The organism is Devosia sp. ZW T5_3 (assembly GCF_044987315.1).
In the GTDB taxonomy this organism is placed as follows: domain Bacteria; phylum Pseudomonadota; class Alphaproteobacteria; order Rhizobiales; family Devosiaceae; genus Devosia.
This window is the reverse complement of the sequence record NZ_JBJDRE010000001.1, coordinates 126,155-148,800: the sequence shown is the minus strand read 5'-3', so window position 1 is coordinate 148,800 and position 22,646 is coordinate 126,155. Positions and strand designations below refer to the sequence as shown.

At 61.0% G+C, this 22,646-nt stretch carries 22 protein-coding genes and 2 pseudogenes; 14 read left to right on the top strand and 10 right to left on the bottom strand.

Going from position 1 to position 22,646, the window contains the following annotated elements; all coding sequences use genetic code 11:
- Positions 1–2: 2 nt before the first annotated feature.
- Positions 3–776, top strand: a complete 774-nt coding sequence (locus ACI3KW_RS00720) for an HAD-IIA family hydrolase (RefSeq protein ID WP_404846480.1) — start codon at positions 3–5, stop codon at positions 774–776.
- Between the two features lie 356 nt (positions 777–1,132).
- On the opposite strand, the gene ACI3KW_RS00715 is transcribed toward ACI3KW_RS00720, so the two are convergent.
- Complete coding sequence (locus tag ACI3KW_RS00715; RefSeq protein ID WP_404846479.1) at positions 1,133–2,014, bottom strand: AraC family transcriptional regulator N-terminal domain-containing protein; 882 nt, start codon at positions 2,012–2,014, stop codon at positions 1,133–1,135.
- A 145-nt stretch (positions 2,015–2,159) separates the two neighbouring features.
- Between ACI3KW_RS00715 and ACI3KW_RS00710 the strand changes: the two genes are divergently transcribed.
- Both ACI3KW_RS00710 and ACI3KW_RS00705 read left to right on the top strand, forming a co-directional pair.
- Positions 2,160–3,260, top strand: coding sequence for an alpha/beta fold hydrolase (locus ACI3KW_RS00710; RefSeq protein ID WP_404846478.1), 1,101 nt, complete (start codon positions 2,160–2,162; stop codon positions 3,258–3,260).
- A gap of 53 nt (positions 3,261–3,313) precedes the next feature.
- Positions 3,314–4,054, top strand: coding sequence for an SDR family NAD(P)-dependent oxidoreductase (locus ACI3KW_RS00705; RefSeq protein ID WP_404846777.1), 741 nt, complete (start codon positions 3,314–3,316; stop codon positions 4,052–4,054).
- 269 nt (positions 4,055–4,323) lie between these two features.
- Here the strand turns inward: ACI3KW_RS00705 and ACI3KW_RS00700 are convergent, their stop codons facing one another.
- Positions 4,324–4,671, bottom strand: coding sequence for an ethanolamine utilization protein (locus tag ACI3KW_RS00700; RefSeq protein ID WP_404846477.1), 348 nt, complete (start codon positions 4,669–4,671; stop codon positions 4,324–4,326).
- 250 nt (positions 4,672–4,921) lie between these two features.
- Here ACI3KW_RS00700 and ACI3KW_RS00695 point away from each other — a divergent pair, with 250 nt between their 5' ends.
- A complete protein-coding gene (locus ACI3KW_RS00695; RefSeq protein ID WP_404846476.1) occupies positions 4,922–5,068 on the top strand; it encodes a hypothetical protein in 147 nt (48 codons plus the stop codon).
- Positions 5,069–5,206: 138 nt separating this feature from the next.
- Here the strand turns inward: ACI3KW_RS00695 and ACI3KW_RS00690 are convergent, their stop codons facing one another.
- From ACI3KW_RS00690 to ACI3KW_RS00675, 4 genes and pseudogenes are all read right to left on the bottom strand, one after another.
- A complete protein-coding gene (locus ACI3KW_RS00690; protein WP_404846475.1) occupies positions 5,207–6,043 on the bottom strand; it encodes an alpha/beta fold hydrolase in 837 nt (278 codons plus the stop codon).
- A gap of 256 nt (positions 6,044–6,299) precedes the next feature.
- A pseudogene (locus ACI3KW_RS00685) lies at positions 6,300–6,576 on the bottom strand (cation:proton antiporter); the annotation flags it as partial.
- 35 nt (positions 6,577–6,611) lie between these two features.
- Complete coding sequence (locus ACI3KW_RS00680) at positions 6,612–6,974, bottom strand: nuclear transport factor 2 family protein (protein ID WP_404846474.1); 363 nt, start codon at positions 6,972–6,974, stop codon at positions 6,612–6,614.
- 173 nt (positions 6,975–7,147) lie between these two features.
- A complete protein-coding gene (locus ACI3KW_RS00675; protein WP_113122769.1) occupies positions 7,148–7,402 on the bottom strand; it encodes a DUF2171 domain-containing protein in 255 nt (84 codons plus the stop codon).
- A gap of 528 nt (positions 7,403–7,930) precedes the next feature.
- On the opposite strand from ACI3KW_RS00675, the gene ACI3KW_RS00670 reads away from it, so the two are divergent.
- From ACI3KW_RS00670 to ACI3KW_RS00635, 8 genes and pseudogenes are all read left to right on the top strand, one after another.
- Positions 7,931–8,800, top strand: a complete 870-nt coding sequence (locus ACI3KW_RS00670) for a LysR family transcriptional regulator (protein WP_404846473.1) — start codon at positions 7,931–7,933, stop codon at positions 8,798–8,800.
- 120 nt (positions 8,801–8,920) lie between these two features.
- Positions 8,921–9,856: a pirin family protein gene (locus ACI3KW_RS00665; protein ID WP_404846472.1), complete on the top strand. Its 936-nt coding sequence runs from the start codon at positions 8,921–8,923 to the stop codon at positions 9,854–9,856.
- 41 nt (positions 9,857–9,897) lie between these two features.
- Positions 9,898–11,154 carry a DUF5996 family protein gene (locus ACI3KW_RS00660; RefSeq protein WP_404846471.1) on the top strand — a complete coding sequence of 419 codons (1,257 nt, stop codon included), beginning with the start codon at positions 9,898–9,900 and terminating at the stop codon, positions 11,152–11,154.
- Positions 11,155–11,162: 8 nt separating this feature from the next.
- Entirely contained in the window at positions 11,163–11,336 is a 174-nt protein-coding gene (locus ACI3KW_RS00655; RefSeq protein WP_404846470.1) for a DUF2934 domain-containing protein, read from the top strand.
- 9 nt (positions 11,337–11,345) lie between these two features.
- The gene (locus tag ACI3KW_RS00650) at positions 11,346–12,398 is read left to right on the top strand and encodes an LLM class flavin-dependent oxidoreductase (RefSeq protein ID WP_404846469.1); all 1,053 of its coding nucleotides are present in this window, start codon (positions 11,346–11,348) and stop codon (positions 12,396–12,398) included.
- A complete protein-coding gene (locus tag ACI3KW_RS00645) occupies positions 12,399–13,103 on the top strand; it encodes an NADPH-dependent F420 reductase (RefSeq protein ID WP_404846468.1) in 705 nt (234 codons plus the stop codon).
- Positions 13,084–13,593, top strand: a pseudogene (locus tag ACI3KW_RS00640) (LLM class flavin-dependent oxidoreductase); the annotation flags it as partial. The gene ACI3KW_RS00645 and the pseudogene ACI3KW_RS00640, both read left to right, overlap by 20 nt.
- A 58-nt stretch (positions 13,594–13,651) precedes the next feature.
- The gene (locus ACI3KW_RS00635; protein ID WP_262165630.1) at positions 13,652–13,933 is read left to right on the top strand and encodes a hypothetical protein; all 282 of its coding nucleotides are present in this window, start codon (positions 13,652–13,654) and stop codon (positions 13,931–13,933) included.
- 132 nt (positions 13,934–14,065) lie between these two features.
- On the opposite strand, the gene ACI3KW_RS00630 is transcribed toward ACI3KW_RS00635, so the two are convergent.
- The 3 genes from ACI3KW_RS00630 to ACI3KW_RS00620 all read right to left on the bottom strand — a co-directional run bounded on the left by ACI3KW_RS00630 (position 14,066) and on the right by ACI3KW_RS00620 (position 16,784).
- Positions 14,066–15,418, bottom strand: coding sequence for a type II toxin-antitoxin system HipA family toxin (locus tag ACI3KW_RS00630; protein WP_404846467.1), 1,353 nt, complete (start codon positions 15,416–15,418; stop codon positions 14,066–14,068).
- A 12-nt stretch (positions 15,419–15,430) separates the two neighbouring features.
- Positions 15,431–15,736 (bottom strand): helix-turn-helix domain-containing protein, encoded by a 306-nt coding sequence (locus ACI3KW_RS00625; RefSeq protein WP_404846466.1) that lies wholly within the window; start codon positions 15,734–15,736, stop codon positions 15,431–15,433.
- A 283-nt stretch (positions 15,737–16,019) separates the two neighbouring features.
- On the bottom strand, positions 16,020–16,784 hold the full coding sequence (locus tag ACI3KW_RS00620) for a hypothetical protein (RefSeq protein ID WP_404846465.1): 765 nt from the start codon (positions 16,782–16,784) through the stop codon (positions 16,020–16,022).
- Between the two features lie 307 nt (positions 16,785–17,091).
- Here ACI3KW_RS00620 and ACI3KW_RS00615 point away from each other — a divergent pair, with 307 nt between their 5' ends.
- Entirely contained in the window at positions 17,092–20,076 is a 2,985-nt protein-coding gene (locus tag ACI3KW_RS00615; protein ID WP_404846464.1) for a putative Ig domain-containing protein, read from the top strand.
- A 66-nt stretch (positions 20,077–20,142) separates the two neighbouring features.
- Positions 20,143–20,568, top strand: coding sequence for an integrase core domain-containing protein (locus ACI3KW_RS00610; protein ID WP_404846463.1), 426 nt, complete (start codon positions 20,143–20,145; stop codon positions 20,566–20,568).
- A 382-nt stretch (positions 20,569–20,950) separates the two neighbouring features.
- On the opposite strand, the gene ACI3KW_RS00605 is transcribed toward ACI3KW_RS00610, so the two are convergent.
- A complete protein-coding gene (locus ACI3KW_RS00605; protein WP_404846462.1) occupies positions 20,951–22,591 on the bottom strand; it encodes a Na/Pi cotransporter family protein in 1,641 nt (546 codons plus the stop codon).
- Positions 22,592–22,646: the final 55 nt, after the last annotated feature.

The window sequence follows — 22,646 nt, the reverse complement described above, 5'->3', positions numbered from 1 at the left end:
CCATGACAACACGACGTCTCGGCTCGATCGACGAGCTCGGCTTTTCCGCCGTCCTGTCCGATCTCGATGGCGTGGTCTATCGCGGCGATGCCCCCGTGCCGGGTGCCGTCGACCGCTTCAGGCGCTGGCAGCACGCCGGCATCCCCTATTGCTTTGTCACCAACAATGCCGAAAAGGCGCCGGACGCCTTTGCCGACAAGATCCGCGGGCTCGGCATTGCCTGCGAGGCGGAACAGGTTGTGACCTCGGGCGACGTGGCGCTGGACTATGTGCGCAGCCACTATGCCCCGAGCAGCGGCGTCTATGTCATCGGCACGCCATCTTTCAAGCGCCGCGTTGCCGAAGCCGGCTTTGAGCTGGTCGAGACCGGCGCCGCTGCCGTCCTCGTCGCCCTCGACCGCACGTTCAACTACGCCATGATGACGACGGCCCTGCGTAATGTGCTGGGCGGCGCCCATCTCATCGGCACCAATCCCGATCTCATCCGCCCCCTGGCAGATGGTTTCGAGCCCGGCGCCGGCGCAATCACCCAGTCCATCGCTGCCGCCTCGGGTGCCACGCCCATCTTCATGGGCAAGCCGGACCCAACCATCATCCACGCCGCCATGGCCCGGCTGGGCGTCGCGCCGGATCAGGCCATCATGATCGGCGACAAACTCGATACCGATATCCTGGCCGGCCAGCGCGCCGGGGTAACATCGATATTCATGGAAACCGGCGTCCCGCTGGACACCCGAAGTGCCGTTAAACCGGAATACATTCTGGCCTCTCTCTGAGGGCAGCGAGCGGACGACTTCTGTCCACCACGCGCCCCATTTCGGCGTTCCTCCAGTGTGAGCGAACGTTTGAGACCGATATTTGCGAATCCGCCGACAGGCCAGAAGGCGCCCCTGGCGCTTGATTGGGGTCTCAACATGTGAATAGGCGCGCGGTTGGGCGGCGGTCGGCACGGTAAGTTATTGAAATTTCAATCATCAGCGGGGCCACATGAAGGCGCCAAGTTCAGCCATCAGCCCAGAAGTACGGTTACACTCATCAAGCTCGCTGGGCGCGCGGTACGCGTTCTTCTTCGAACCCAGCCCAGGTCCGCTTGCGAGCATTGACCAGCAGGTCGACCGAACTCCCGGCCAGGCTAGCGTTGCAGATCGGCCTTAGGCGAGCTTCCAAACATGCTTTTGTACTCTCGGCTGAATTGCGCGGGACTGAGGTAGCCTACCTCGTAGGCGACCTGAGATACGCTGGCGCTACCGGCGCCAAGGAGCTTTTTCGCTTCCATGAGGCGCACCTTGCGCTGGAACAGCAGAGGGCTGTGGCCAGTCACGGCCTTGAAATGCCGGTGAAAAGAGGTCGAGCTCATGCCCGCTGCAGCGGCGAGTTCAGGAATGACAACCGGCTTGCTGTAGTTAGCTGCGAGCCAATCGGCCGCCGTCTTGAGCTGTTGGAACCGCTCGTTGCGCTGGCTGACCTGGCGGAGCGTATCGCCCATCGGGCTCTGCAAAAGGCGATAGTAGAGTTCGGCTTCGTAGTGGGGCGCAAGCATGCCAACATCAGCTGGCGTGTTCACCAACCCCACAAGCCGCGCGAATGCCTCCTCGACCGGGCCATTGAGTTCCGCCGCGGCGACGGCGCAGGTCCAACGATGGTGGGACGTGGGCATATCGAGCATAACGCGCGTCAGCAGGTCGGCGTCCAGATGTAGACTAATCCCCACATAGGGCAAGTCCGGCGACGGCTTGGTCAATTGGTGTGTATAGGGAAGGCCAAAGGACGAAGTTGCGCAGGCGCCGGCCAGCAAATCGAAGCGATTGGCGCCCATGATCAGTACCTTGGTGCCGCTCAATACCGCGTAAAACATAGGCTCGAACACCGCAGCAGTCGGCCGGGTGTCATAGGCGCTGGTCCACACGGTCAAGCGCGGCACGGGAGTCGACTGGCCCATCTTCTCCGGATTTGAGACGAGAAAAGGAGCGATGTCGGCGAGAAGGCGGTCTGTCGGATTAAGCGTGTCAAGCATAGCCTGAAGATAGTCAATTGGCAGGATTGTGCAAGACTAAGGTCAGATCAGCAATGTCACTTCGCGGGCTCAGGCTTATTTTGGCGCCCAACGAACGACCCTGCCGACGAGTGGCGGGCACCCGTTCCTGCTCAGGATACAACTCATGTCAATTCGTAGTCTTCGCAACGCCGATGCGCTAACTTTCAACCGTGCCGACGGCGTGATCTCAAGGCGGCGCCTCCTGCAAACATCGTTGGTCTTCGGCATAGTGCTGGCGCCTTTTTCTACTTTGGCCGGCGAAGTGGATGCACCCCCGCCAGTCCGCGAGCATATGGTGGACGCCGGCTACGGCCAGTTCCACGTCATCGAACAGGGCAAAGGTCCTGCGGTCCTCTTCGTGCACGGATTTCCCGACACTGCTGCAACCTGGAGCAGCCAGATGGAGGCGGTCGCCGAGGCCGGTTATCGCGCAGTGGCGCTGGATATGCGCGGCTACGGCCAAAGCTATGCCCCAGAAGCCGCTGACCAGTACACCGCCCTTCATCTTACAGGTGACCTCGTAAGCGTGCTCGACGCGCTCTCCATCGAAACCGCTGTGATCGTCGGTCACGACTGGGGCGCCTACCAGTCGCAAATGGCGGCGCTCCTGCGGCCTGACAGGTTTACTGCCCTCGTCAGTCTTGCCATTCCGATCTATCCGCGCGGCGACATCAGTTTTGACGATATCATCCGCAATCAGGGATTGCAGGATGTCTATTACGGCTTCGCAATGGCCGCGGAGGGAAGTGAAACCAAGTTTTCCGATGCCGCGCAATCAATTCCGAGCATTCTCTACTGGCTTTCTGGTAGCCCAGAAGTTTCCGAGGGCTGGGATCCACTCAATCCCGAACTTCACATGCTTCGGCCCTCACCGGTTGAGGTGCCGGAATGGGCCGATCCCGAATACGTCCGCCACAATATCGAGGCGTTCACCCAGACCGGCTTTCGCGGCGGAATGAACTACTACCGCGCCTTTCCGAAAACCTTCGAACTGATGGTCGCTTATAAGAACGTCACCCTCCGGCAGCCGTCGCTCTACATCTGGGGCGCAGAGGATGGTTTGAGCCGGATGTATCATCCCGATCCTCCGACCCTGGAAGAGCTGCGCGCATTGCAGCCAAACCTCGTCGACCAAGTCAGGCTCGAAAATGTAGGCCACTGGATCCAGATCGAGGCGCCTGACGAGGTGAATAAGGCGCTCATCGACTTCCTGGCAGGCCTTTGAAAATTCAAGGTGGCACTCGATCTAGAGCCACCCCCAAAATGAAAGAAGATGAAATGATTAAACTCACGGGCAAGCGAGCTCTTGTCACCGGTGGCTCCCGCGGCATTGGCGCTGCGATCGCGCTGGTGCTGGCCGAGCATGGAGCCGATGTCGCCATCACCTATCTCAATTCGGCCGAACGAGCGAGCGCGGTTGTTTCGTCTATCGAGTCCCTGGGGCGCCGCGGCCTGGCCGTGCAAGCCGACAGCGCTGACACCGATGCGATCAAACGGGCAGTCGAGGCCACGGCCCAGGCGCTCGGTGGGCTTGATATTCTCGTCAACAGTGCAGCCATCGGTCTTTCCGGGCCGATCGCTGACATCGATCTCACGCAGTATCAGACATTGATGGACATCAATGTGCGAGCGCCCCTTGCCTTCTCGCAAGCCGCAATTCCTTACCTGCCCGAAGGCGGTCGCATTATCTCGATAGGATCAGGTCTAGGAGACCGCGTCCCGTTTCCTGGCGTAACCGCCTATGCCATGTCGAAATCGGCATTGCTTTCGTTCACACGCGGATTGTCCCGCGAACTCGGGCCAAAGGGTATAACGGTGAACCTGATCGCCACGGGATCGACTGACACGGAGTCAAATCCCGCAGATGGCGCGGGAGCTGATTTCCAGCGTGGTTTGACCTCGCTCGGGCGCTTTGCCGATCCACGCGAAATCGCCAATGTCGTGGCGTTTCTTGCCAGCCCTTCGGCGAGCATGATGACAGGGAGCGTTGTTGCGGTGGATGGGGGCGCGAACGCCTAAGCCAGAGGACACAAGGACGCCTATCGGTCGTCTTGTCAGGCATCGGGATTGCATCAAAAGGCTGCATCCCGATGTCGTCGCGCCCGAGAGGGCGCTGACCGGCACGCCCCGCACATCGTGCGCATCGCGTGATCGTGCACAAGGACAGTTCGGTCGTATATCCAGCATGAATTTACTGTCATACGGTGGGAAGAATTGTGCGGATCGGTTTGCATCCGATGCTTGTTGCGGCCGCCCTTAAGCTCAACGGTTTGCGGCGGTGCATTGCTCTACCTGGCATCTTTCCAATGGGGATAGGTCACATAGGCCGTTGTGGCGCCATGCTCGTGCGACCGAATCTGGATTCTTTCGCCTTTGGGCATATGGACGACCTCACCAGGACCAGCGGTCACACTTCCATTCCCGCCGGTTACGGTGAGGTGGCCTGCGATCACCATCATGACATCGTCCACCAGCATGGTTTCGTTGAGCTCCTGATGAGGTCCATAGCGTCCAAAACCAATGGTCACGGGCGCACCTTCGTCATGACCGATCATGTCAGCTGTGAAAATATCGGCGTCCTGATCAGGTGAACGTTCAAATTGCGCTTGCGTAATAGCGACCTTGCGTAGTGGCATGAAGGCGAGCTCCTGAAGGTTAAAATGAGAAGGTACCTACCCACTCGCGCCTTGAGCGGAGCTGGCACGGCAGGTGCGTTCGAGGTCAACAAGACCGAGCAGCAGCGGTTGGCCGATCGGGTCGAAAACGCGAGATCAGTCATCGCCGTGGCTTGTGAGATTTCCGGCAATTTTTCTCAGCCTTGAAGGTGCAGACGGTTCAGTTGTTGAGTGACATTGGCTTCTTGCCTCCAGGAGGCAGGCCGAAGAGATGCCTTACCCCATTGAGGAAGGCGTCATACGGGCGACCAAGCGCGATCATCATTATGGCGGCGCCGAGTATGCCCATCAGCAGCCCAGTTCCTGTTGCGCCGCTCAGGGCGACGACAAAAGCAAGGCCAGCGTATCCGCGATGTAGCTGCGGACGCCGTTTGGCCGCTTTGTCGTTTCCGCCATATGGCTGTTCCTGTCTCGATGCGACGACGTGCTTGCTGGCGGCGGATATTGCCGATCCGATCATAGGTGAGGGACGGGACCGAGGCCCCGTCCTACGACGTCAGCGGTTGACGAAGGCCAGAAGGTCGGCGTTCAGGACGTCCGCGTTGACTGTGAGCATGCCATGCGAAAAGCCGGGATATGTCTTGAGCGTGCCGTTTGGCAGCAGTTTGACGGCCTTGAGGGCCGCCGCGGCGATGGGTACGACCTGGTCGTCCTCACCATGCAGCACCAATGTCGGCACCGTGATGGCCTTCAGATCCTCGGTCTGGTCGGTTTCCGAGAAGGCCTTTATGCCGTCGTAATGGGCCTTGGCGCTGCCCATCATGCCCTGCCGCCACCAGTTCTGGATGACGCCTTCATGGATTTGGGCGCCATCGCGATTGAAGCCGTAGAAGGGGCTGGAAGGAACGTCCCGGAAGAACTGGGCGCGGTTGCCGGCCAGAGCCGCGCGGAAGCCGTCGAAGACTTCCATCGGCGTTCCTTCGGCATTGGCAGCGGTCTTGAGCATCAGCGGCGGAATGGCGGAAACAAGAACAGCCTTGGCAACGCGTCCCGCTGGTTCGCCGAACTTGGCAACATAGCGGGCCACTTCGCCGCCTCCCGTCGAATGGCCGATGTGAACCGCATTGGTGAGAGCCAGCGACTTGGCAACAGCGAAAGCGTCGGCCGCATAGTGCTCGATGTCGTGCCCGTCGGCCACCTGTTCCGAGCGTCCGTGGCCGCGTCGGTCATGCGCTACGACGCGAAAGCCCTTCGAGAGAAAGAAGAGCATTTGGGCGTCCCAGTCGTCGGAGCTGAGCGGCCAGCCGTGATGGAACACTATTGGTCGGGCGTCCTTGGGACCCCAATCCTTGTAGAAGATCTGTACGTTGTCGTCGGTCGTGACAAAGCCCATGGTCGTCTCCTTTGAAAACACCGGTGGCATGCGCCATGCCCTCGGGCAGACAGGCGCAAGTTGAGTAATCGCGGTCAGCCCGCTTCACCGGACTGTTTGGCCGGCGCCCGCCCCGTGCCGAGCGGCTCCGGAGCGGGGTTTGTGTGCAGGCGGTCAAGGCCGGACATGTCGTCTCCCTGCACCTGCTCGGATAGGCGTTCACTGTCGCGACGCCGAATGTCTGCCGTAGCCTCTTCCACCTCCGATGGTGGAAAGTGCCGAAGATCTGTCCGCGCATTGCCCAGAGCTTAACAGGTCGCATCTCCAGCCCGATCACGAACAGGAACATCACGACCCCGAGCTCGGAGAAATGGAGGATCGACTGGGCGTCGGTGAACAGGCCCAGTACCGAGGGAGCCCACCAGAAGTCCGGCAGCGAAGTAGCCGAGAACCGAGCCAAGACCAAGGCGGCGGAACAAGGGAACGGCGACCACCGCCGCTCCCATCAGAACGACCGCAGGTCCGATCATTTCTCCAAGGCTTGCGTCAGCCATCGATGCTTAGCCCGTTTTGTCCGCTGTCCATAATTTCAAGCCTCCGGTTGATCGAGGAAAACGTGCAGCGATTGGATCACGCCAGCTTCGATATGGGCGACATCGGTACCGGTCACGGCGGCGGGGCTGCCCGGCGGACCGGCACGCCATTGCAAGCGGCCGACGCCGTTATGGCCGAGTGCCGGCCTGATCGGCGTGAAGCTGAAATCCGGTGGCAAGCTTGCCAGAAGCTCGGTAACAGCCTGGCAAATCGCCTCGTGCCCCTGTGCCGAACGATGCGGCTCATGGAGCTCCGCACGTTCCGAATAGAGGCGACGAATTGCCTCCATCCGCCGGGTCGGATCACGCTCGCCAAAGACCAGGTCGAGGTTTGCCTGCATGATTGTTTCGTAATCCATTGTATCCTCAAAGATGCAGAGCAGCCGGTGATCATCCGACCCAAGCGCGTGCCTGACCGGCCGCCTTCAATGCGTCGCACGATGATCCCGCTAAGAAACGGGATCCCCTCAGGCGGCAAGCTAAAAGCAAACAGGCTCGGCCAGTCGCCGTCTGCAGGGCTCTCTGACCGCAATCAGTCAGCCATTGTGCCGTCTTCGTTTTCATCGAGCAGGACTGCGTTTGCGCCTGTTGCCGAGAGGCGAACGGTGTCGCCCTCCACGTCAGCGACGAGGCCACCTGGTATGAAGTGGCTCTGGCCGGCGTGATCGCCGACATCATTGGCTTCGAGCTGGATGCGCTGGTCCACCACAGCAGCGACAACGCCAATCTTGGCGCCGTCGGCACCCACAACAGTCATTCCCTTGGCGATATTCGAGAGTTCGCTCATGCGATGTTCCTTTTTGACGCTAGATAAATGTTGAGAACTCGATCCGACATAGGATCAAGCCGATAAGCTTCGGGCTCAACGGCAGTTGCACCACGAGGAGGGAGCGGCCGATGCCCACAAATCCAATGCTAAGCAAACCGACCAATTTCGGACCACTCGGGTGTCTTGCTCGTGTCGATGGTACCCGTCATCCAGCTCCCCAAAGCTGCGATGCTTGATCCACCGCTCGGCCGCACCTTGTCACTGCCTAGACTGACGCGGTAGTGCCGGGTGAGCGGACGCTGTGTCGCGCCGAGAGGAACGCCGCTGGAGATCGTGGACCTGGTGACTTTGTCGAGGTTGCAGCTTCGGGGGCGGAACGGGGCGTGGGCATGTGCAAATCCATAGGCAGTCGACGCCTGTTCACGCTTAAGCCGAGTTTGGCGTTCAGCTATTGGCGCACACCGGCCGGCAGTACTGGTGTTTGCAGTTGCGCATCTGGATGCGATAGTCCGGCAGTTGCGCCGGCGTGTCGCACAAGGGAATATTATGGATATTGAAGAACTCCAGACCTTTGTGGAAGTCGCTGATGCTGGGGGCATCACGTCCGCAGCTCGTCGGCTTGGAGTATCGAAGTCCATTGTCAGCCGGCGGCTCGCCCGACTTGAGACCGGGCTAGGCGTGCAGCTTTTGGCCCGGACGACCCGCGGCGCCGCCCTCACGGAAGCTGGCATTGCCTTCCGGGACCATGCTGCCAGGGTGGTGGCGGAAATCGAGACCGCCAAGGCAGTGATCCTGCCCGATGGCGATCTGAAGGGGCGACTGCGCGTATCGGTACCGCTTTCCATAGGACCAACCGAATTTGCCCCCTTGCTTGCCAAATTGGCAAAACACCATCCTCACCTGCATATCCACGCGTCCTATAGCGATCGCTTCGTCGATCTGATCGCCGAAGGTTTCGATTGCGCGATCAGGGTCGGCTATCTCCAGGATTCAAATTTGATCGCGAGGCGGGTCGGCCCGTTCTATGGCAAGCTCGTCGCTAGCCCTGACTATGTCGCCATCCATGGTGAGCCGCAGACGCCCCATGAACTCTCGGCGCATGAAGCGCTGATGCAGGGGACCGAAACCTGGCAGTTCAGCGACGGCGATCAGGTGGTGAGCGTCCAACCTCAGGGCCGGTTCAAAGCCGACAATGGCAGCGCCCTCGTTCCTGCAGCACTCGCGGGCATCGGCATTGCCTGGCTGCCGGATTGTCTCGTCGACCACCACATCGCCAGCGGCGCCTTGATCCCCATCCTGGTAGGCTTCCCTCCGCCGGCAGCCGGAATCTATGTCGTGCGCCCACCCGGCCAGTTCCCAACGCACAAAGTCCGGGTTTTGACCGAATTCCTAATCGAGCACTTTGGAACCGAATAGATGTCCATTGCGCTTAGCGTTCCATTTCTGGCGACAGAGTACCTCACCAGGCACACCTAGCTCTGACGCTATGCGCATGCCTAGTTACTGCCTGACCGAACGGGACAGGGAGCATGGCTTGTGAGTTGGAATCCGGCGCTGGAACCAGGCAACCCCGATGACGTAGGTGCCGATGCGATCGAGACACTGATCATTCCGCGCAGCCGGGACATCGGTGGCTTCGAGGTTCGCCGGGCGCTGCCTTCCCCGCAGCGCCAGATGGTGGGCCCGTTCATTTTCTTCGACCAGGCTGGCCCGGCAGAACTGCTGACCGGCCAGGGAATCGATGTGCGCCCGCATCCGCATACTGGTCTCGGCACGGTGACCTACCTCTTCCGGGGTGACTTTCACCACCGCGACAGCACCGGTGCCGATCAGGTGATCCGGCCGGGCGAGCTGAACTGGATGGTTGCCGGGCGCGGCGTCTCGCACTCCGAACGGACCACGGCGGCGGCGCGAAGCGAGCCGAACAGTCTCTTCGGCATCCAGACCTGGGTCGCCCTGCCGGAGAGCCACGAGGAGATGGCACCGACATTCGAGCATCATGGCAAGCAGGCTTTGCCCGTCCTGGAAGACAAGGGCGTGTCGCTGCGGCTGATCCTGGGCAAGGCCTATGGGCAGGAGGCGCCGGCGACCCTGTTCTCCGAAACCTTCTACGCCGACGTGCACCTGGCCGGCGGCAGCCGTTTGCCCCTGCCGGACAATCACGAGGATCGGGGCATCTACATCGTCAAGGGATCAATCTCGGTCGCCGGGCAGGATTTCCAGGCGCCGCAGATGATGGTGTTCCGGCCCGGCGACAGGATCACCGTGGTGGCCGGCGAGGGGGGAGCCAGGCTGATGATCCTGGGCGGCGCGACGCTCAGCGGACCGCGCTACATCTGGTGGAACTTCGTCGCCTCGTCCGAGGAGCGGATCGAACGTGCCAAGGCCGAATGGCGCGCCCAGAACTGGGGACAGGGCCTTTTCGACCTACCGGTCAATGACCGTGACGAGTTCATCCCGCTGCCTGACTGATCCAGAGACTTCGGAAAACCGACATCAAGCACAGGACTATCATGACCAACTGGCCTCAACTCGACTATCTCGCCTGGCGCGACACCTGCTCGGCACTGCATCTCTATTTGCAGGTGGCAGGCAAGTACCGGCTCGCGCATACACCTTGGCTCAACCATTCCTGGCACGCGACCTTCTATGTGACGCCCATGGGCCTCGCCTCCTCGCCCATTCCCGATGGGCCAGGCATCGAGATTCTATTCGACCTCAAGAACCATGCTGTGGTCGGCACCTGCGGCAATGGCCACAAAGCGTCCTTTGCCCTCGAGGCAATGACCGTTGCAGAATTCCACGGCAAGTTCGTGCAGCTGGTCACCGAGCTGGGCGGTACACCGACCTTCAATGGCGAGCCCAATGAAGTGCCCGATCCGGTGCCCTTCGCGGCGGATCATCGCGACCGCCCGTACGATCAGGGTTCTGTCGAGCGTTTCCATCAGGCACTGGTCGCCATGGACCGGGTCTTGGGGCGTTTCAGGACGGCTTTCCTCGGCAAATCCAGCCCGGTGCACCTGTTCTGGGGCAGTTTCGACCTGGCTGTCACCCGCTTCTCCGGACGCCGTGCGCCGCTTCACCCCGGCGGCGTGCCGGCGCTGCCGCTCGAAGTCGCCCAGGAAGCCTATGATCGCGAAGTTGCATCGGTTGGCTTCTGGCCCGGTGGCGGCGGCCTCGACTACCCAGCCTTCTATGCCTACGCCTATCCTTCGCCAAAAGGCTTCAAGTCGGCTTCTGTGCAACCCGAAGAAGCCTTTTGGCACGATACGCTGGGCGAATTCATCCTGCCCTATGCGGCGGTCCAGTCGGCAGTTGATCCGGACGCGGCTCTGGCGGCCTTCCTCAATTCGACCTATGACGCCGCTGCCGATCTCGGTCATTGGGATCGCGACCTGCTCGAATGCGGGCCCGGTCACCCGCGACAGGTGCGTCCGCACGATGCCGGCCAGCATGACGCTCCCCCCGCCGCGGAGGATGGCACTGTCGAGCGGCAGGATGGCCCCACCAAGGGGCGCTATCGCCTCGTTATCGACGGTGTTGAAACGGAGATGACCTATAGCCGGATCAGTCCGGAACTCATCATCATCGACCATACGGGCGTGCCCGAGGCCCTTCGCGGCCGCAAGGTCGGCGAGCGCCTGGTGCGGCAGGCAGTGGAGGATGCGCGGCGGGACGGCGTTGCCATCCTGCCGCTCTGCCCTTTCGCCAAGGCGCAGATCAACCGGCATCCGGAATGGCAGGACGTGCTGCAACGGTCACGGGCGTGAGGACGGCTATGTACGAGGATACCGAGAAATTCGTCGATCTCGATTTCGAGCAGCGTGTGCGCCGACGGGCTTATGACCTGTGGGAGAAAGACGGAAGGCAGGAAGGGCGCGAGACGGACTATTGGTTCGCGGCGCTGCGGCTGGAGCTGGATACGCGGGACCACCCCAAGGCCGGACTATAGGGTTTTCTGATGAGCATTGAGTTTGGAATAGATTCCTTCGGCGATCTGCCGCGGGACGACCGTGGCGCGATCGTATCCCATGCAGAGGCCATACGCGCGACGGTCGAAGAAGCGGTGCTGGCCGATCAGGTCGGCATAGACGTGGTATCGCTCGGTGAGCATCATCGGCCCGAATATGCGATCTCCAGCCCGGAAACGGTTCTGGCGGGCATAGCAACGCGGACCTCGCGCATTCGCCTTGCGTCCGGCGTCACGGTGCTCAGCTCCGATGATCCGGTGCGGGTGTTTCAGCGCTTCGCCGCGGTCGATGCCTTGTCCAATGGACGGGCCGAAGTCATTCTTGGTCGCGGTTCATTCACGGAATCCTTTCCGCTGTTCGGATTCGACCTCAAGGATTATGACACCCTGTTCGAGGAGAAAATTGACCTGTTCAATCGGCTCCTTGCGGAGAAGCCGGTCTCCTGGACGGGAACGACACGGGCGGCGCTGCAGGATGCAGAGGTGTTTCCCAAGACCGAGTCCGGGCGGCTGACGACCTGGGTGGGGGTTGGCGGTTCGCCACAATCGGTAATCCGGACCGCAAAATATGGCTTTGGACTGATGCTGGCCATTATCGGTGGGCAGCCGGCTCGCTTCGCGCCCTATGTGGATCTCTATCGGCGCGCGAGCGAGCAATTCGGCACCACCGCTTTGCCGGTGGGCATGCACTCGCCTGGTTTCATTGCCGAGACGGATGAAGAGGCACGCGCGCTGTTCTATCCCGGCTATCGGGAAATACGCGATCGCATCGGTGCCCTGCGCGGATGGCCGCCGCTGCGCAAGGACGAATTCGATGCCGATGTGGAGAGCGGCTCGCTCTATGTCGGCTCGCCCGAGACCGTGGCGCGCAAGATGGCCAAGGCGATCGAGTCGCTGGATGTCGGCCGGTTCGACCTTATCTATTCGGCCGCCGGTGCGGTTTCGGCGAGCGCCCGCCTCAAGGCGGTCGAACTCTTTGGCACCAGGGTCGTGCCGCGCGTGCGAGACATGCTGGCTGAGCGAAAAGCGGCGGCGCAGAACTAGATGACCGACAGGACAGTGAAGACGGTCGGCATATTGGGTGCGGGCAAGGTAGGGGTCGTCCTGGCCCGGCTTGCTGTCGCTGCCGGCTACAAGGTTCTCATCGCTGGGTCGGGCGTGCCCGACGGGATCGCGCTAACCGTGAATGTGCTCGCGCCTGGCGCCGTGCCTGTCTGGTCTGCGGACGCGGCGCGACGGGCAGACCTCGTTATTCTGGCTTTGCCACTCGGCAAGTACGAGAGCCTGCCGGTTCCGGAACTCGGTGGCAAACTGGTCATCGACGCCATGAACTATTGGTGGGAGACCGATGGCCAAAGGGCCGATCTGATCGATCCCCGCCGGTCTACCAGCGAGATCGTGCAGGAATTCCTGCCTAACGCGCGGGTGGTGAAGGGCCTCAATCACATGGGCTATCACGACCTCGACGAACAGGCCCGGCCTAGGGGAGAAGCAGACAGGAAGGCCATTGCCGTGGCGGGCGATAATCCACGGGATGTCGCGATCGTCGTTGAGTTCATCGACGCGATCGGCTTTGACGCCGTGCGAGCGGGCGCGCTGCGCGACGGGATCAGGCTGCAGCCGGGCACGCCCGCGTTTGGTGCCAATGTTGCTTCATCCCAGCTTGAGGACCTGCTCAGGCGGGCCGCTGAGGTCGCGTGCCCTACCGAAAAAGAGTGCAAGGACCATCATGAAAGTCGGCATTCATAGCTTTGCCGTCTGTTTCCTGACCCCAGGACTGAATAAACACCATCGGCTGCCGATCGGATGGCCGGTGTGCTGGACGAGATCGAACTGGCAGAGGAGGTGGGCCTCGACTTCTTCGGCCTTGGCGAGCACCATCGACCCGAATTCCTCGATTCCGCGCCTGCGATGATCCTGGCGGACGCCGCAGCGCGGACCAGCCGGATCGGATTGACCAGCGCGGTGAAGATGCTGAGCGCCGAAGACCCGGTGCGGGTGTTTCAGAATTTTGCGACGCTTGACCTGATCTCCCGCGGCCGGGCGGAAATCGTCGCGGGGCGCGGCTCGTCGGTGGAAGCGTTTCCGCTGTTTGGCCTCCCCCATGACCGATTACGACGACCTGTTTGCCGAAAAACTCGACCTGCTGCTGCTGTTGCGCGGCACGGCCAATCCGACGTGGAAAGGCCGTTTCCGTCCCGCGCTGACGGGACAGGGCGGGTTCCCGCGACCGCATCAAGAATAAGGTCGTTGGCGTTGCGGGGGATTTCGGGGATAAATCCACAGAAGGAGCGCCCATGAAAGCTACAGTTGACCGCCTAAGCAACGAGCTGACAAGCCGCTACGTCCACTACCTTGAGACCTTTCTGGTCGATCTTTGGAGCGACGCTGGCCAGATCGAGTTCCGGTGTGGCTTTACCCTGCGCACCGACCACCAGCTCCGCCAATTCACCCTCAAGGTACCTGCCCTAGCCGGTGACACCGACGGTGAGCGCGACTTGCTGATCGTGGTCGTCTTCGAGCAAATCGAAGACATGATCGATGCAGCCATTGCCGAACGGCGCGTGGCTGCGAACTAACTAAGTACCCAGGCTATCTGCCCGGCGCGGGGCTCGCGCGCTAATTGAGCGAAAATCCCATAGGCCGTGTGCGGGTCTCCTCAAATGCTGGGCGGAGGAATGCGTTTTCGCCGACATTGATCTGTGGATCCGCTATTCGCGCCCGACTTTCATCTCCGGAATCACCACAGGTTTCGCGGCGGCTTCCTCTCCATAGATCCGGGACAAGCCCTTGATACGCATCGCGATCGCGTCGACGAGGCGACCAACGATCTCATGAGTGATCCCCTCGTGACGGAGCTCCTGAGCACACTCCGAGGCTACATCGGGCATCACCGCTAGCTGATGGCGAATCGTCCGCATCGTGTACTCGCCACCGACCTTGGCCGAAGTTGCACAGCGCTCCCAGGGGCGCGGCATAACCTCGTCGATCGGGTACACCCTGTCGATCTTCATCGCCAGCTTGAGGTCGCGCATTTCAGCTTGGATCTCTCCCTCGCCGAGGTGCGGCAGAATGGAGGAGATGTCATAGAGCGGAGCAAGGCGGGCCTCGCCCTGCGCACCGAGCAGCATCGAGTAGTTCTTTGCATGCGCGTCCGTGCCGGCGATGATCCAGTTGAAGACGTTCGCGGCCATGAATGTCTGACGGTCCCGAACTGGGTCCAGGGAGGCCGGCAGCACCTTGTTGGAGATCGTGGTAATACCCGGCCCACCCTGGTTCTCGTACTTGAGCGTCGGCATCACCGACAGGGCTTGGCACATGTCCTCCTGATGGATGCGGATGGTCTTGCCGTCGATGTTGCGGCGGTCGTAGCGCTCGAGAACGATCGCCTTTTCGCCTGCAAAGTCGATAACCTGGCTATGTGCGGCGTCCATGCCGAGCTTGCGTGCAAGCTGCAGGCAGAAATGCTCGTTCTCGGTATGCCCGTGCAAGTGTGGCATAGGCGGCTTTAAGATGTGGGTTGTCGGCGTGTCGCCTGAGGGGATCCCCCACTGGCCGCTGCTCTTGTCGAAATGGAACGCCGTCTTGGCCTGCGCCCCGGCGAGGCTAAACTGTCCAGGATCGCCAATGCGCCGGGTCGCGGCCCCATCCTTCCGCAGATCACGCAGGCGGTCGCCGATTTGTGTATCGGTGAGCAACTCCACGTTTTCGCCGCGGGAAACCTGGTCGCCACGCGGAAGGAACTGGACGGCGCCAGCGCAGTCGCGGCCGACATGCTTGAGGAGGGCAAACGGATTTCGGGCGGAAACCTGGAATCTCTGCGCCCATCTAGCGAGTGTTTGCTCGTTGTCCGGCAGCAGACCCCAGAGAAATGCCTCGATTATCTTGCCCTCGTAGGTCCTGGTGATCGTCGGCATTGACAGCGAGAGCGGGATGGCTACCCGCCCATCCATCCATGCCTCGTGATAGGAGAACGAAAGCTTGCCACCCTGCAAGTGGTGGAGTTCCCCGACCAGCCGACCGGCGATGTAGACGTCGAGAGTGTCGATCGGCTTCACCATCATGGTCATTGTCGCCTAGAGCTTGTAGGGAATATCATCGTCTTGATCGTCGGCATGCCGATCATCGGCGCCATGATGGTGATCATCATCATGATCAGCCGACCTCGGCGCAGTCGGAATTTGGAAGTCCATTTCTACACCGAGCGTGGTCAGCGCCAGCAGTACGTTGCCGATCTCGGCGCTAGACTTGCCGTTCTCGATCCAGGACACCCACGTCTGCGTAGTGTTGATCTTCTTGGCCAAGGCGGCCTGTGACAGGCCGCGCCGGGTGCGGGCCTCTTTGATCATAATACCGATGTCGCGAGCTGTTCTGATTTTCATGGCATATACGATTTTGCATGGCCTAGCCTGATATAGGTTCGTATATGGCGGATGTCAATATACGTTCTTATATCACGCCTCTGCATATAGGTTCCTATATTACTAGTCATCATATATGAACCTATATCAACTCCTTCCAAGTCACGCAAATCGCCAGGGCCGACCTGACGCGGTATGCGAACCATTGATGAAGCGTAGCGCCATCCCGCTCATTCGGGCCTTGAGAAAAATCACAATAGCTCAGCTGCTCTCCGGTTTTCTGCAGCGATGTTCGATCAAAGCATCACCCCTGACCCATGCGATGCCGTTTTTTCCAAGGTCGCGTTGGTCGGAGCAAACAAGCGCGGGCTAGATCGGCATAGTGCGCCATCTCCGCGGCACACCAGCGCTCAAACTCGTCAACCAGCTCTTCTACGACAATGGCATCCTCGGACCCGTGCGCTGACACCAAGGCGCCGGCCTGTCGCAAGTGGCCGAGCACATTGCCGACATGCGACTCTGAAACTTGGTAGCGTTCCGCCAGGGCTTTGTGGGTCAGCGAGAACATCTCTTTGCCTGATCTGCGTCGGTAGTGCGCCAGGATCAGGGCTACCAGCATAGGATAGCCGCAGTCGTAGGCGGACAGCGCCAGTACCCTCGGATACAAGGCGATCACGGTTCCAGCTCCGCGCACGCGCGTCGCCGAGAGGTGGATCATTTCGCCCAATAGGCTCGCATCTCGCTCAATCGGCGGCGCCAAAGCGCTTCCTGCAATGGCGTCGTAGGCCTCAACGAATGCGACGCATGACCGCGCGACCTCCCGGATCAGGCTGTCCGCGGGCCTGAGGATTTTCTGTCGCCTGTCCGTCGCCAGAGTGTCGATGAAGACAAGATTGCGGGCCTCCAGCATTGCGCAAAAGCTGGCGGTCTGGCGCGGGCTCTGCCCGGATATGGCCTGCAGCCGCGAGAGGTTCGGCACGGAAGCGCCGTGGTTGCGCCAGCCGGAATATTGCCCGATCAGCATATAGGCCGAGTAGTACCGCTCCAGCTGGTTGAGCAGCTTTCGCACGGGCCAACCTGGCGGTGCAGGTTCGACCATCTTCTCGCAATAAGCGACTACCGTTTGGTGGAAGTGAGCATCGGCCCTGAGCGCCGCCGCTCCCATGCCAGCCGTTGCGTCGCGTGGAGGCAATATCCTCATCGATGAAACAGGCAAAGTTTGGGGTGGCCGCACTTTAGCCGTCCGGTCAGAACTATCAACCGTGGCGCGAAAATGTCGTCACCGACGAAGTTGGGCAGAACGATTTGACGATCGCACCATTGCGTAGGCCAGGGGAGCCCACGAACACTGTAAGCCCTTTGAGCGGGGCCGGCGGGTGGAGACCTTGCTAAGCCTGGCACTGTTGAAAAGCGCGGTCCAGTCGGTTCTGGCCCGCCTCATTGCCCTTCTTTGCACAGTGTTCCTCCTGGTCGCCCCATGCTTGGCACAGGTGGCCCTGATTCCGGCCAGCATTCCTGATCCCATCGTGGGCGCCCCGTACTTTCAGTTATTCAATGCGATCGGGGGAACCCCACCCTACCACATCTCGCTTGCCGGTCCCTTGCCCGCCGGCATGTCATTTTCCAGCGAGACGCTATCCGGGACGCCGACGGAAAGCGGCATGTTCACCTTCAGCGTATTTGCTTCCGACTTCGCCGGTACCACGGATTCGCACAGCTACACGCTCAACATCGGGCCGCCCGCTATTTCCGTTTCCCCTGGGAGTCTGCCGGCGGGCGCGGTCGGCTCAGGCTATTCGCAGAGTCTTTCGGCGTTCGGGGGCACCGCGCCCTATAATTTCTCGGTCTCTGGCACCTTGCCGTCCGGTATCTCCATGACGCCGACCGGGCTCCTGTCGGGAATGCCTCTTTCGGCAGGATCCCACACACTTTCGGTAATTGTCACGGATTCCACGACGGGCGGCGGTCCCTATTCGGCGTCAATTCCCTATACGCTGGTGATCGCACCACCCAGCTTGACCCTCTCGCCAACCCTGCCGAGTGCAACGGTCGGGCAAGCCTATGCAGAAACGATCTCGGCAACCGGCGGCGCTGCCCCCTATACATTCAGCCTTGCTTCGGGCGCGCTTCCTGCCGGGCTCTTGCTGGGGACCGACGGATCGATTTCGGGAACGGCCCAAGAGGACGGCACGTTCAACTTCACCATCTCGGCCCAGGATTCCACCGGTGGCGCTCCAATCACCGGCTCCCAGGCCTATAGCCTCTCCGTCGCCCCGCCCACGATCACGCTTTCACCGGCAAGCCTTCCGAATGGGCGGGCCGGAGGACCTTACTCCGCGACGATTGTCGCTGGCGGCGGAACCGCACCCTATACCTATGCCGTCACGGGCTCGCTCCCAGCCGGCATGACGCTGTCGTCCTCTGGCCTCCTTTCAGGCACGCCAACCGAGACCGGCTCATTTTCCTTTGGTATCACGGCCACGGATGCGAGTGGCGGAACGGGCCCCCATATGGGCACGCAGACCCTTAGCCTCGACATCTATAGCCCTAGTTTCACCCTGCAACCCTCCAGTCTGCCCCCTGCCACCGCGGGCCAGCCCTATTCACAAACAGTAGTCGCTGGTGGCGGCACATCGCCCTATGCCTATTCGATCATGGCAGGCGCATTGCCGTCCGGCCTGACCTTTTCCGCCGGAACAATTTCTGGCACCCCGACGGCGGCCGGGTCGTTCTTCGTAACCATCCTTGCCCAAGATTCGACGACCGGCCCAGGAGCGCCGTACGGAGTAGCAGGGTATTTCCCCCTGACGGTCGCCACACCCACCATAATACTCGCCCCCGCCAGCCTCCCATCGGCCAATTCCGGCTCATTTTACTCCCAGACTTTGACTGCCAGCGGCGGCGCAGCGCCCTACGCCTTCGCTATCTCCTCCGGTAGTCTTCCACCAGGATTGAGCCTGTCCTCGTCCGGAACACTGTCCGGCATGCCGACCGCGTCCGGGGTCTTCGATTTTTCGGTCACGGCGACGGATAGCTCGGTTGGCGTTGGTCCGTTTTCTGCAACCCAGGCCTTTAGCGTGACCGTGGGTGCCGTCGGCAGGCTCATCGTCGCCGTGCGCTCCAATGTGGATGGCACGTTCGGCTTCACGTCGTCAGAGCCTCTGTTGAATGCGCTTACCGTCGGAACCACGGGGGGCATCGGCGGCAGCACGTCGATCGAATTGCCCGCCGGTGCCTTCCGGATTACCGCCGACGACCTCAGCGGTGCCGGCACAACGCTGACAGGCATCGATTGCGACGACGATGACAGCGGTGGGGATATTGCCACGCGCGCCGCGGACATCGTCATCGACGCAAGCGAGAGCTTGACCTGTGTCTTCACATTCGTCAGCTCACGCGAAGAAACTGTGGCGCTCATCAAAGACTTCCTCGAAACGCGGGCGTCGATGATCCTGGCCAACCAGCCCCGTACGCAGCGTCGCATCGACCGGCTGAATGGTATTGTCCCAGGGGGAGACATCGGTTCGACACTCATGAATTACCTGCCAGCGATTGCCGGCGGAAGTGCGCTCCGGTCTTCCATCAGCCTCAACGCGATTGAGGGTGCAACCGGCAACCAGAGTTCCAATCCGCTCGACATATGGATGGAAGGGACATTCATGCGCATAGATGCCGCCAGGGATGGCCGGCTCATGCTGGGCAGCGTCGGAGCGGATTATCTCGTCACACCCGACCTGCTCATTGGCGGCTTTGTCCAACTCGATCACATGATGAAAGGTGAAGCCGGACTGGCTGGTGCCGCTATGGGGTCAGGCTGGATTGCCGGACCTTATGCGACTATGCGCTTGCACGAACATCTTTATCTCGACCTGCTGGCCGGTTTCGGGCGCTCCAGCAATCGCATCAATCCCCTCGGAACCTACGAAGACAGCTTTGGAGCGACGCGCTGGTTGTTAAGTGCCGCCATTGAGGGGCAATGGACATCGGGACCCTGGACGTTTTCGCCGCAGGCCAGCCTGGGGTATTTTGGTGAAACTAGTGACGCCTATCGTGACGCATTGGGCATTGCCATTCCCTCGATTGCGACGGGCGTCGGTCAAATTGCCATCGGTCCTACCGTCTCCTATCGCTTCGTGGCGCCGGGCGAAATTGTGGTCGACCTAGGACTTGGGCTCGAAGGGATCGCCGAATTCGGCTCGAACCTCCTGTTTGAAAATGGTCAGGCTCGCCTCGAAGCCAGCATTGATGCCGGAATGCCCAGCGGCGCTGACATTGGGCTAACCATCGGCCTTGGCGGCATCGGCAATGCTAACAGGGGCATCATCAGCATTTCTGGGAGGGTCTTCGTGCCGATGAATTAGCATCCTAGTCTAATCACCTGAATCTAAAGTTCACGGCACAGTGTTTTCGGTTACGAACACCTGCATGTGGCCATCGACGATGCCTCGCTTGGCCTATGTGGAACTGCTCCCAGCCTGGGGCAGGAGGATGCCGCGGGCTTCCTCAACCGGGCGCTAGCCTGGTACGCGCGACTGGGCGCCAAAGTCGAGCGGGTGATGACCGACAATGGCTCAGCCCATCGCTCCAAGCTGTTCGCCCAGGCGCTGCAGCAAGCCAATGCCCGTCACATCCAAACCCGGCCCTATACACCGCGCACCAACGGTAAGACGGAATGCTTCATCCAGACATCGCTGCGGGAATGGGCTTATGCCAGACCATACGCATCATCGGTAGAACGCGCCCAGGCAATCAAGCCATGGGCCGATACCTACAATCTCAAAAGACCCCACGCCGGCATTGGTGGCATCATCCCAATCCAAAAACTGAACAACCTCCTTGGAAACGGCAGCTAGCCCTCGTGGCCGCGTCCGAGGCCTTACGCTACCGTAAGGTGGTGTTCGGGTCTGTTTTGATCCTGATTTCAGCTCGCAACGCGACTTCACGGGCCTTCTCGTCCCGCCTGAGGTCCATCAAAATTACCCTGCGAGTTGATTGCATCAGCGTAGGGCAAGGCGCGTCCCGTCGCCAGCGGCGGCGTGACCGGACTCGGTCGCGCGGGATCTCCCCTTCGGACGAAAAGGAGCCCGGGTGTCCGACAATTGTGTGTCGGCTCCTGGGCAGTTGCACCAAGAGCTGACCGCCCACTATTGGCCCGCAGACTGACCGTTCCAGTCCGCCTATTATGCGAATTTGATTCACGTCAGATAGCCAATCCCGCGCAGTCTCCGCGATGACTCATTCCTTCCGAAGGCGGCTCTCACGAAGCATGCCGGCCTCCTCGAGGATCGGCGCTGCCACGGACATCAGGTGGCCGTTAATGCGCTTGAGATCGCGCAGCACATCCACGTGGAGAGAGGTCGTCAGCATTGTATCGGGCCGCTGGTCCTTCAGCCTAGACATGTGCTGCTCAACCGAGGCGCGCTCCTTGCGCCGGATCGTGACCTTGCCCTCCATGAGCCGCCGCGCGAGCTGGGCATCGCGGTTGATAAACACCCGCTGTGCGAGCTGCAGATTGTCGATGGTGTCGCGAAACAGCTCCTCGATCTCGCGCATGCCTTCAGGCGAGTATTGCAGCTGCTTTTCGATCTTCTTAATCGTCAGTCGAGACAGGCTGCGCTCGATGATGTCGCCGACATGCTCGAGGTTGATGGCGTAGTCGAGGATGTTGCTGGATTGGCGTCGAGCGGCCTCGTACATGCTCGTCCGGTCAATCCGCGCGAGGTAGAGCTTGATGGCCTCCTGGACCAGGTCCACCTGGTCGTCGAGATGATAGACGCTCTGGCAGAGCAGTTCGTCACTGGTCTTGAGCGCGACGAGACTGGTTTGCAACATCTTCTCGACGAGATCGCCGACATGCAACGTCTCGCGTATCGCGGCGGCGAGTGCAGACGGCGGGTCACTCAAGAGGGCATCGTCGAGGTGAAGCGGACCAGGCTTCCTTCCTTGGCTCTTGTCGGGAAGCACTTTGGTCAGCAGTCGTGTTAGCGGACCGATAAGCGGGAGGAAGATGAGGGCGAGGCCCACATTGAAGGCGACGTGGGCCTGGATCGTGAATTGCGCCAAGTTTTGGTTTTCGGGCAGAAGCCCGATCAGCCAACCCGCAACCAACAAAAGGAGCGTCGCACCGGCTCCGCGAACCGTCAGGTTACTGACAGCGACCCGCCGAGCCGCTATGCCGTCGGAGGCGGCGGCGAACACTGGCGGGAGCGCGCCACCGACATTCGCGCCGGCGACCAGCAGCAGGCAAAGCTCGGGGCCAATGCTGCCAGCGGCAGCGAGCGACATGATGAAAAGAACCATGGCCAGACTGGACGCGGAGATGGCCGCAAGGGCGGCCGACAGCCCAATCGCGATGATTGGAGCATCGCCGAGCAGGGCAAAGAGCGCCGCAAGAGCTTCGGAGTTTCGCATGGGCTCCGTCGCTTCAGACATAAGCCGGAGCGACACCAGCATGAGCCCGATCCCAATGGCGATCTCGCCCAATCCTCGGCTATTGCGCGACTTCCGGGAGCCGACCAATACTCCAAAAAGGATGGCGATCGGCGCGAGCCAATGAATATCGAGCGAGAGGATCTGGGTGACGATGGCGGTCCCGACATTGGCGCCCAACATAACGGCCTGGGCCATTGCGGGGGCAACAAACGCTTGCGCGACGAACGAACCAACCATCACCGCCATGGCGGTGCTGCTCTGAAGAGCGAGCGTTGCCAGCAACCCGGCACCGAATGCCATGAAGCGGTTGCGCGTACTGGACGCGAGGAACTGCCGCAGGCGAGCGCCCAGGGCGATGCTGACGCCGGATTTGAGAAGACGCAGGCCCCATAGCAGCAGCGCGGCTGCCCCCAACAGATCAATGAGCAGAAGCGTTGAGGCCAAGAGACCCTCCCCTGGGCAAGATCAAGCCGGGGGAGCGGCGCCATTGGCGCATCGC